Genomic DNA, 9,663 nt, shown 5'->3' with positions numbered 1-9,663 from the left:
TGGGATGCATGATCGGCCCGCCGGCGGACAGCGCGTAGGCCGTGGAGCCGGTAGGGGTGGCGACGATCAGGCCGTCGGCCTTTTGGCTGCAAACGAACTGGCCGTCGATGTACAGCTCGAACTCGATCATCCGCGTCGATTTGCCCGGGTGCAGCACCACGTCGTTGAGTGCATCGCCCTGGCCGATGGCCTCGGCATGCCGGCGGACTTCGGCTTGCAGCAGGAAGCGGTTTTCCACCAGGTAATGGCCGTCGAGCACCTTGGCCACTTCGACTTCCAGCTCATCGGGGCGAATGTCGGTGAGAAAACCGAGGCTGCCACGGTTGATCCCGAGCACCGGAATATTGTGCTTGGCCAAGGCGCGCGCGGCGCCGAGCAGGCTGCCGTCACCGCCGACGACGATGACCATGTCGCAGACTTCGCCGAGCATCTTGCGCGACGAGGTCTGCAGGCCGTGGCCCGGCAGGACTTCGGCGATGGTGTCTTCGAGAATCACGTGCAGGTGACGATCGAGCAGAAAGCGTTTCAGTCGGCGGACGGTATCCAGCACCTGGGAACTGCCCAGGCGACCGATGATGCCGATATTGCGAAATTGCTCCATGGGACCTCTGCGGACAATCGAAAACGCGAAAAGCACGATTATGGGCGAAAGCCTGCGATAGACAAAATCCTTTCAGCCTCAAGGGTGTGCTCGTGTTTCAGGCTATGCTCGCAAGATGATCCTGTTTCCCGATTTGCTCCAGCTGCCGCACCAATTACGCCATCCGGAAGTGCGGGATCTGGCGTGGGTGATTCTGGCGCCGCCGATGCTCGCCGCCACGCCGTGGCCGCAGCGTCATCCGCTGGCCGGCAGCGATTGGGTGCATGACCCGCAGCGACTGGAACACTGGTTGCGCGAGCTCGACCGCGACAGTTATGGCTTGCTGCATTGGCTGTCGCAGGCGCGCACCCGGCGCCTGGGCCTGTATTACGAACGGTTGTGGCAGTTTGCGGTGGAGCACGCGCCGGGCATCGAATTGATCGCCGCCAACCTGCCGATCCGCCGCGAAGGCCACACCCTCGGCGAACTGGACATGCTGCTGCGAGACCGCGACGGGGTGCATCATCTGGAGCTGGCGATCAAGTTGTACCTCGGGCCGCAGCACGGTGACGGACGGGATCCGGCGCAGTGGCTGGGGCCCGGATGCCATGACCGGCTGGACCGCAAACTGGCACATCTGGCCGAGCATCAATTGCCGATATCGGCCCGTCCGGAAAGCCGCGAGGCGCTGGCGACGCTGGGCATCGGGGTGTTCAGTGCGCAGCTGTGGCTGGGCGGATACCTGCTGTACCCGTGGCCCGGTGAGGCCGAATCGCCGAAAGGCGCACATCCGCAACACCTGCGTGGCAGTTGGCTGCATCAAAAAGACTGGCCGGCCTTTGTCAATCAGCGCCCGGCCGGACGCTGGCAACCGCTGCCCCGCCACGCCTGGCTGGCACCGGCGCATTATCCGGCGGACCAGACCTGGAGCCACGCACACTTGCAGATGTGGCTGGATGACCTGGAACCCCTGGCCCCGGCGCAACTGATGGTGCGCCTGATCGAGAATGCGCGGGGCGAATGGGAAGAGGCGGAGCGATTGTTTCTGGTGTCGGATCTTTGGCCGAATGTGCCGGGGCTAGCCTGAAATTTTTAGCGCCTGAACCGGCCCCTTCGCGAGCAAGCTCGCTCCCACATTTGGACTGCATTTCAAATGTAGGGAGAGGCCATACACTCCCCTGTGGGAGCGAGCTTGCTCGCGAATGGGCCGACTCGGTCTAAAGCGAAAGCCGCAGAGCCAATGCCGCCAAGGTAATCAACAGCACCGGCACCGTCAGCACAATCCCCACCTTGAAGTAATACCCCCAACCAATGTGGATCCCCTTGCGCTCCAGCACATGCAACCACAACAACGTGGCCAGGCTGCCGATCGGCGTAATCTTTGGCCCCAGGTCACTGCCAATCACGTTGGCGTAAATCATCGCTTCCTTGACCACCCCGCTCGCCTGACTGGCATCAATCGACAACAACCCGATCAACACCGTCGGCAAGTTGTTCATGATCGACGACAGCAACGCCGTCAGCACACCGGTGCCCAGCGCCGCGCCCCACACGCCATGCTCGCCGAACACATCCAGCCAACCGGCCAGATACCCGGTCAGCCCGGCATTACGCAGGCCATAGACCACCAGGTACATGCCCAGCGAGAAAATCACGATCTGCCACGGCGCTTCTTTCATCACCTTGCGCGTGGAAATCTTGTGGCCGCGGGCAGCGATGCCCAGCAACAGCGCGGCGCACACCGCGGAAATCGCACTGATCGGAATGCCCAGTGGCTCCAGCGCAAAACAGCCGATGAGGAGGATTACCAACACTGCCCAACCGGCGTAGAACGTGGCTTTATCGTGAATCGCAGTTTCTGGGTGTTCGAGTTGTTCAGGGTCGTAAGCCGCCGGAATGTCGCGGCGAAAAAACCACAGCAACATGCCCAGCGTCGCCGCAACGCTGACAACGTTGACCGGCACCATCACCGCCGCATAGCGGTTGAAGCCGATGTGAAAGAAGTCTGCCGAGACAATGTTGACCAGGTTCGACACCACCAGCGGCAGGCTCGCGGTGTCGGCGATAAAACCGGCCCCCATCACGAACGCCAGGGTTGCCGCCGGTGAAAAACGCAGCGCCAGCAGCATGGAGATGACGATGGGCGTCAGGATCAGTGCCGCGCCGTCATTGGCGAACAGCGCCGACACCAGCGCACCGAGCAACACCATAAAGGCAAACAGCTTGCGTCCGCTGCCCCGCCCCCAGCGCGCCACATGCAACGCGGCCCAGGCAAAGAACCCGGCTTCGTCGAGCAACAGGCTGATGATGATCAGCGCGACGAACGTGCCGGTGGCGTTCCAGATGATCTGCCACACCAGCGGGATATCGCTCAGGTGAACGACACCGAAGATCAGCGCCAGTACGGCGCCAAGCGTCGCACTCCAGCCGACGCCGAGGCCTTTGGGTTGCCAGATGACAAGGGTAATGGTCAGCAGGAAAATCAGTGACGCAGCGAGCATCCGCAACAGCCTTAATAAATGGAAAATAAGCCAAACCACAAAAATGTGGGAACGAGTTTGCTCGCGAAAGCGAACTGTCAGTCACCAAAGGTGTGGCTGATGGCCCTTTCGCGAGTAAGCTCGCTCCCACATGATCTCTGTTTTACCGCCGATCTGACCAGATTATTTCTTGTGTTGCTCCACGAACTGCCCATACGCATTGATGAAATTCTGCAGGAATGGTTTCACCGAGTCGCTCAACTTGCCCGCCTCGTCAAATGCCGAACCCGCGCCACCCAGATACGCTTCCGGCTGCTGCATGCACGGCACATTGAGAAACACGAAGGACTGACGCAGATGCTGGTTGGCGCCAAAACCGCCAATCGCCCCCGGCGACACGCTGATTACCGCACCCGGCTTACCGCTCCAGACGCTTTTGCCATACGGCCGTGAACCCACGTCAATCGCATTCTTCAACGGTGCCGGCACCGAGCGGTTATATTCCGGGGTGACAAACAGCACCGCGTCGGAAGAGCCTACTTCTTGGCGGAAAGTGCTGTAGGCTGCCGGCGGTGAATCGCCGTCAATGTCTTCGTTATAGAGTGGCAGGTCGCCAATTTCGACAATCTTCAGTTTGAGGTTCGCCGGTGCCAGCTCGGCCAGCGCCAGTGCGACTTTGCGGTTGATCGATGCTTTGCGCAGGCTGCCGACGACTACAGCGACGTTGTAGACATTGCTCATGGAAGACTCTCGACTGTCCGTGGGAAGAGCCTGTAGTTATAGATGATTCGATGACAGTTTCACCAGCGCGCAAGGGAAATTCCTCCGCACTGATTATTTTTTTCCTGTAGGAAAACTTACAGGGCTTGATGAAGGTCTACCAAGCCGCAAATCAAGCGTTTTATCTCCAGAGGTTCTAAGCAGATGGCAGCAGTACTCGTCGGTCAGTTCCATGCAAGAGATGCGGAAGGCCGCGTTTATTCCGTGCATGAGTTCCAGGAATCCACCCCGTCGGCAGACGGTCTCACCGGCATGGAGCCTGTCACCACCTACAAACTGGCGATTGGCGATCGCGTCAAAAAGCTCAGTGACAATGAGTTTTTGCTGGTTCAGTCGGACATTACCCTGATCCGCGAACCCGAGCCAACCGTCGCTCAATAACGCCTCGTTATGAGCAGAAGTCATATGCGCAGAGTTGGGGTAGGATTCAGCCTCTGACCCCACCTGCTGAACATGGACTTCACGCATGCGTTTACGTCATATCGAAGTGATTCAGGCGCTCTTGCAGACCGGTCACCTGGGCACGGCCGCCGAATGGCTGCAATTGCCGCTGACCGACGTTGAAGCGCGCTTGCGTGAAGCCGAGAGTGAGTTGGGGTTCATGCTGTTCGCCAGCGTGCGCGGACGCCTGCAGGCAACGCCCGAAGCCCGGGCATTGCAGGTGGAAATCGCCCATGTCTATGAAGCGCTGGAGCCAGTGCAGCGCCTGGCCAGCAGCCTCAAGCAATACCTCGCCCCGCCCCTGCGCATCATCGGCACCCCGCCGCTGGCCCAACAATTACTGCCACAAAGCCTTGCCGCCCTGCGCCGGCGCCTGCCTGACGCACCGTGCACCTTGCTTGGCGCATCAACCCGCGACATCGTCCGCAGCCTGTTGCTGCGCGAAAGCGATCTGGGCCTGAGCCTGCACGACCCCGAACACCCCGACATCCACGCCCGGCCACTGGCCCAAGGCAAGTTGCAGTTGCTCGCTCCCCACGGCTGGCTGCAACCGAAGCAAAAGTACATTTCCCTGCAGGACCTCGCCGGTCAGGCGATGATCGGCCTCGAAGGCCACGACCCGCTGAGCCCGGCACTGGAAAACAAGCTCCAGGCCCTGCGGCCTGTGCCGAGCATCCAGACCCGGGTGCAAACCCACCAGATGATGCGCAGCATGGTCGAGGCCGGCGAAGGGCTGGCCATCGTCGACCCGTTCACCGCCCTTGGCGCAAGGGCCGGCGGGCTGGACGTGTGCCCGTTGTCACCGGCAGTGCCGATCAGCCTGTACGCGCTGACCTGCAAACACGCGGCCACGCCTTCTGCGATTCAGACCCTGCTGGCAATCGTCACGGAACAAGCCGAGGCGATGCTGTCGAGCTGAGCGGGCGCTCCAGCGGATTATCGAACAATCGATACCAGAACAGCGCCACTTCGGCGGTGTTCGGATCGATGCCGCGATAACGCAAATGGTCGATACCGCCAATCACATAACCGCAACGCTCATACAGCCGACAGGCGCCGAGGTTGTTGTTCTGGGTTTCCAGCATGATCCCCGGCAGCTTCTTTTTGCGGCTCCAGAACTGCGCGACATCCAGCAACGCCTTGGCCACACCGTGCCGACGGGCCGGGGCATGCACCGCCAGCTCGTCGATATGGGCGAAGCCGTTCCAGTTGGTACTGATCACCAGATGACCGACCGGCTCGTCATCCAGATACGCCATGAAGATCGCGCTGTCGGGCGCATTGTGAAAGGCGCTGAACTCCTCCGGATCGATGCCGTAGCACTTGCGGTACGGCACGATCGGCGTCACCTGCCACTGCTCGACCGGTGCGCCGACCACCGCGGCCCCATACGCAACCACTTCAAAACTGAAGTCGCTGCCCCAGATATAAGGCGCAAAGCCCTCATCGGCGACCCGCACCGACAGCCCTGGGTATTTCGGATTCATGACCGGTTGCATACTCGGGAAAGTCCTCATTCCTTGACGCAATCGACGGTGTAGAACCGCCCATTGCCTTCATCTTCATGTTGCAGTCCATGCACATCAGCGACAAAACCGGGAAAGCTGCTATCGAACGTGCGGGCAAACTTCAGGTAGTCGATGATCGAGCGGGTGGCTTCGGTGAAGCGCTCGCCGGGCATGATCAACGGAATACCCGGCGGATACGGCACCAGCATCACCGCCGCGATCCGCCCCTCCAGCTCATCTATCGGCACCGCTTCGACTTCGCCACGCACCAGATGATCATAGGCGTGGGCCGGTTTCATGGCGATTTCCGGCAGTACCGTGTACATGCGTTTAAGGTGTCTGGCCGTGGCATTGCTGCGATAGCAGGCATGCAATTGATCGCACAGATCGCGCAGGCCCATGCCGCGATAACGCGTGTTGTCTTGTTGCGCAACGCACGGCAGGCAGGTTTCGAGACGGACGTTGGCATCGTAACTGCGCTTGAATTCCAGCAGTTCAGTAAGCAGCGTGCTCCATTTGCCTTTGGTGATGCCCATCGAAAACAGCACCAGAAACGAATACAGACCGGTCTTTTCCACCACCAGCCCACGCTCCCAGAGGAACTTGCTGACCACCGCCGCCGGGATGCCCTTCTCGCTCAACGCACCGCCGGCGTTCAACCCCGGCATCACCAGGGTGACTTTGATGGGGTCGAGCAGCACGTAGTCGTCACTGACTTCACCAAACCCGTGCCATTCGGCCTCCGGCTGCAACAGCCAGTCTTCGGTCTGCACGCGGTCGATACCTTCGACCCCCGGCGGTTGCCAGATCGAGAACCACCAGTCATCGGCGGCAATGTGCTGCCGCAGATTAGCCAACGCCCGGCGGAAGCTCAGGGCTTCGTCGAAGGTTTCCTGCAACAGCGAGCGCCCGGCCGGGCCTTCCATCATCGCCGATGCCACGTCCAGCGAAGCTATGATGCTGTACTGCGGCGAGGTCGAGATGTGCATCATGAACGCTTCGTTGAAACGATCACGGTCCAGTTGCCGCGCCCCGCCGTCCTGCACGTGAATCATCGAAGCCTGACTGAATGCGGCGAGCAGTTTGTGCGTGGAATGGGTGGTGAACACCAGCGGGCTGGTTTCGCTGCGCGAGGTGGCCATGCCGTAGCGACCGGCGAAGAACTCGTGAAACGCCGCGTAGGCGTACCAGGCTTCGTCGAAATGCAGCACTTCGACGCTGTTGCCCAGGTTCTGCTTGATCAGCTCGGCGTTGTAGCACAAGCCGTCGTAGGTTGAGTTGGTGACCACCGCCAGTTTGACTTTCGGCTCACGCCCCTTGGTCAACGGGCTGGCCTCGATCTTGGCCTGAATCGATTCGCGACTGAATTCACTCAGCGGAATCGGGCCGATGATCCCCAGTTCATTGCGCTCCGGACACAGGTACAGCGGGATTGCGCCGGTCATGATGATCGCGTGCAGCACCGATTTGTGACAGTTGCGATCAACCAGTACCAGGTCGTCGCGACCGACCATCGAGTGCCAGACAATTTTGTTGGCGGTCGAGGTGCCATTGATCACGAAAAAGGTGTGGTCGGCGCCGAAGTTGCGCGCCGCGCGGGCTTCCGCTTCAGCGAGGGGGCCAGTGTGGTCGAGTAGCGAACCGAGTTCCGGTACGGACACCGACAAATCCGAACGCAGGGTATTTTCCCCGAAGAACTGATGAAACGCCTGCCCCACCGGACTCTTGTGATACGCCACACCGCCGCCGTGGCCTGGGGTGTGCCAGGAATAATTGGAGTCGGCTGTGTGCTGCACCAGCGCCTTGAAAAATGGCGGCAGCAAACCATCCAGATACTTGCGCGCCGCCCGCGCCACTTGCCGGGCGAGGAACGGCACGGTGTCTTCGAACAGATACAGGATGCCGCGCAGTTGATTGAGCTCGGCCATGGCATCGGCCGGGGCGTTTTCCAGGGTGACCTGTTCGCCCAGGGCAAAGATCGGCAGATCCGGTGCGCGCACCCGCGCCAGGCCGATCAGTTCGGCCATGTTCTGCAATAAATGGGAGTTCGTGCTGGCGTCTTCGGCAGCGATCAGCATGCACGCCAGACCATGATGGGTCGAAGCCACCAACCGCCCTTCGGTGTAATCGGTGGCCGAAACGATATTGAAACCTTCCTGCTCCAACTCGCGGGCGATGCCACGGATACGGTCACCGGCGACCGTGTCGGCCTTGATGTCGCGGTGGACGATCAACACCGGAAACTTCAAATCTTTGTACATGAGGCTCAGTGTCCTGAGGCGGCGGGTCAATGTCTGCCAATGCACTCAGGGTAGAGGGTTGCAGCGAAAGTGGCGAGGGTGGCCAGTTGGCTTCATGACACCTGACCTGACTTTTGTGGCGAGAGAGCTTGCTCCCTCACCACAGGGACAGGGTCAAGCCTGCGCGTCAGCCTCGGCGATCTGCGTCCACAACGCCGGACCACCGGCGGATTTGGCAATGATCTCCAGCCGCGCCATATGCGCCGCCAGCTCTTCTTCCGTCGCCCGAATGATCCGCGCGGGCTGGCGATCGGCCGGCAGACGCCGGATCTCGGTGGCGGAGTTGTCCGCACCCTCTCCTGTGCCATTGCCGTCGGAAGCGTTACCGGCCAGCGACAGACTGGTCTGGCCACCGGTCATGGTCAGGTAGACGTCGGCGAGAATCTCCGAGTCGAGCAAGGCGCCGTGCAGTTCACGGCCGGAGTTGTCGACGCCATAACGTTTGCACAACGCATCGAGGCTGTTGCGCTGCCCCGGGTGACGTTCCCGGGCCATCATCAGGGTGTCGAGGATCGAACAGTGCCGGGTGATGTCAGCGCGATCGTGCTGGCCCATCAAGGCGAATTCGTTGTTGATGAAGCCAACATCGAACGCCGCGTTATGGATGATCAGCTGCGCGCCGTTGATGAACTCGAAAAACTCGTCGGCCACCTCGGCGAAACGCGGTTTGCCGACGAGGAATTCGTTGGTGATGCCGTGAACGCCGATCGCGCCTTCGTCACTCTCGCGATCCGGCTGCAGATAGACGTGAAAGTGCCGGCCCGTGAGGCGCCGACCGATCAGTTCGACACAGCCGATTTCAATGATCCGGTGACCATCGGTCACCGGCATGCCGGTGGTTTCGGTATCGAGTACAACGGATCTGGTGGCCATCAGTGTTCAATTCTCAACGGGGTCAATCGTGCAAAAAAGCGGATGTTAACACGCTCGGCGGGGTGTTTCAGTCAGACCGTGGCGCGCCCTTCGCGAGCAAGCTCGCTCCCACATTGGAATGCATTCCAATTCAGGGAAGGGGCATCAGATCTGGACTGCATTTCCCTGTGGGAGCGAGCTTGCTCGCGAATGGCCGCACCACGGTTCAGAAGCGAAATCAGCTTTGCTTGTAGCCGCGCACTTCATCCACGCCACGGTTGGCCAACTGGTCAGCCCGCTCGTTGCCGTGATGCCCGATGTGCCCGCGCACCCACTTCCAGGTGACCTTGTGACGATTGACCTGCTCGTCGAGTTCTTTCCACAGATCAGCATTTTTCACCGGTTCTTTCGCCGCCGTTTTCCAGCCGCGCTTCTTCCAGTTGGCCATCCACTCGTTGATGCCTTTCATCACGTACTGCGAGTCGGTCACCAGCAACACTTCGCAGGGCCGCTTCAAGGCTTCGAGGCCACGGATGGCGCCGAGCAGTTCCATGCGGTTGTTGGTGGTATTGGCCTCGCCGCCCCACAGTTCCTTTTCGACGCCCTTGCACACCAGCAAGGCGCCCCAGCCGCCCGGACCGGGGTTGCCCTTACAGGCGCCGTCGGTGAACAGTTCTACGCTATCGACGCTTTCGCTCATGCCAGTCTATCCAGAATAAATG

General features: G+C 60.6%; 10 protein-coding genes. 3 read left to right on the top strand and 7 right to left on the bottom strand.

Features of this window, described 5'->3' with window-relative positions; all coding sequences use genetic code 11:
* Positions 1-601, bottom strand: a 601-nt coding sequence (locus tag DBR24_RS00280; protein ID WP_128613541.1) for an NAD(+) kinase, incomplete at its 3' end; no start/stop codon positions are given.
* Positions 602-716: 115 nt separating this feature from the next.
* On the opposite strand from DBR24_RS00280, the gene DBR24_RS00275 reads away from it, so the two are divergent.
* Positions 717-1,667, top strand: a complete 951-nt coding sequence (locus DBR24_RS00275; RefSeq protein WP_128613540.1) for a DUF1853 family protein — start codon at positions 717-719, stop codon at positions 1,665-1,667.
* 130 nt (positions 1,668-1,797) lie between these two features.
* On the opposite strand, the gene DBR24_RS00270 is transcribed toward DBR24_RS00275, so the two are convergent.
* Together DBR24_RS00270 and DBR24_RS00265 are read right to left on the bottom strand one after the other, a co-directional pair.
* Positions 1,798-3,081, bottom strand: coding sequence for an arsenic transporter (locus DBR24_RS00270; protein ID WP_128613539.1), 1,284 nt, complete (start codon positions 3,079-3,081; stop codon positions 1,798-1,800).
* Positions 3,082-3,243: 162 nt separating this feature from the next.
* Positions 3,244-3,801, bottom strand: coding sequence for an NADPH-dependent FMN reductase (locus DBR24_RS00265; RefSeq protein WP_123462805.1), 558 nt, complete (start codon positions 3,799-3,801; stop codon positions 3,244-3,246).
* Between the two features lie 183 nt (positions 3,802-3,984).
* Between DBR24_RS00265 and DBR24_RS00260 the strand changes: the two genes are divergently transcribed.
* Entirely contained in the window at positions 3,985-4,221 is a 237-nt protein-coding gene (locus tag DBR24_RS00260; protein ID WP_064587205.1) for a hypothetical protein, read from the top strand.
* A gap of 85 nt (positions 4,222-4,306) precedes the next feature.
* On the top strand, positions 4,307-5,200 hold the full coding sequence (locus DBR24_RS00255; RefSeq protein WP_128613538.1) for a LysR family transcriptional regulator: 894 nt from the start codon (positions 4,307-4,309) through the stop codon (positions 5,198-5,200).
* On the opposite strand, the gene DBR24_RS00250 is transcribed toward DBR24_RS00255, so the two are convergent.
* The 4 genes from DBR24_RS00250 to rnhA form a co-directional block, all read right to left on the bottom strand.
* Positions 5,166-5,780 carry a GNAT family N-acetyltransferase gene (locus DBR24_RS00250; protein WP_123462801.1) on the bottom strand — a complete coding sequence of 205 codons (615 nt, stop codon included), beginning with the start codon at positions 5,778-5,780 and terminating at the stop codon, positions 5,166-5,168. The genes DBR24_RS00255 and DBR24_RS00250 overlap by 35 nt on opposite strands.
* A gap of 14 nt (positions 5,781-5,794) precedes the next feature.
* Positions 5,795-8,050 carry an Orn/Lys/Arg decarboxylase N-terminal domain-containing protein gene (locus DBR24_RS00245; RefSeq protein WP_128613537.1) on the bottom strand — a complete coding sequence of 752 codons (2,256 nt, stop codon included), beginning with the start codon at positions 8,048-8,050 and terminating at the stop codon, positions 5,795-5,797.
* Positions 8,051-8,203: 153 nt separating this feature from the next.
* Positions 8,204-8,962: a DNA polymerase III subunit epsilon gene (gene dnaQ, locus DBR24_RS00240; RefSeq protein ID WP_123462797.1), complete on the bottom strand. Its 759-nt coding sequence runs from the start codon at positions 8,960-8,962 to the stop codon at positions 8,204-8,206.
* Between the two features lie 217 nt (positions 8,963-9,179).
* Positions 9,180-9,641 carry a ribonuclease HI gene (gene rnhA, locus DBR24_RS00235; RefSeq protein ID WP_003224162.1) on the bottom strand — a complete coding sequence of 154 codons (462 nt, stop codon included), beginning with the start codon at positions 9,639-9,641 and terminating at the stop codon, positions 9,180-9,182.
* Positions 9,642-9,663 lie beyond the last annotated feature (22 nt).

It is taken from the genome of Pseudomonas sp. HMWF006, assembly GCF_003061205.1.
Classification (GTDB): Bacteria; Pseudomonadota; Gammaproteobacteria; order Pseudomonadales; family Pseudomonadaceae; genus Aquipseudomonas; species Aquipseudomonas monsensis.
This window is presented reverse-complemented; position numbering and strand designations above follow the sequence as displayed.

Excerpts from the sequence above, each read along its gene's own strand:
- DBR24_RS00275 (WP_128613540.1), top strand. The coding sequence starts at position 717 with ATGATCCTGTTTCCCGATTTGCTCCAGCTGCCGCACCAATTACGCCAT.
- DBR24_RS00270 (WP_128613539.1), bottom strand. The coding sequence starts at position 3,081 with ATGCTCGCTGCGTCACTGATTTTCCTGCTGACCATTACCCTTGTCATC.
- DBR24_RS00265 (WP_123462805.1), bottom strand. The coding sequence starts at position 3,801 with ATGAGCAATGTCTACAACGTCGCTGTAGTCGTCGGCAGCCTGCGCAAA.
- DBR24_RS00260 (WP_064587205.1), top strand. The coding sequence starts at position 3,985 with ATGGCAGCAGTACTCGTCGGTCAGTTCCATGCAAGAGATGCGGAAGGC.
- DBR24_RS00255 (WP_128613538.1), top strand. The coding sequence starts at position 4,307 with ATGCGTTTACGTCATATCGAAGTGATTCAGGCGCTCTTGCAGACCGGT.
- DBR24_RS00250 (WP_123462801.1), bottom strand. The coding sequence starts at position 5,780 with ATGCAACCGGTCATGAATCCGAAATACCCAGGGCTGTCGGTGCGGGTC.
- DBR24_RS00245 (WP_128613537.1), bottom strand. The coding sequence starts at position 8,050 with ATGTACAAAGATTTGAAGTTTCCGGTGTTGATCGTCCACCGCGACATC.
- dnaQ (WP_123462797.1), bottom strand. The coding sequence starts at position 8,962 with ATGGCCACCAGATCCGTTGTACTCGATACCGAAACCACCGGCATGCCG.
- rnhA (WP_003224162.1), bottom strand. The coding sequence starts at position 9,641 with ATGAGCGAAAGCGTCGATAGCGTAGAACTGTTCACCGACGGCGCCTGT.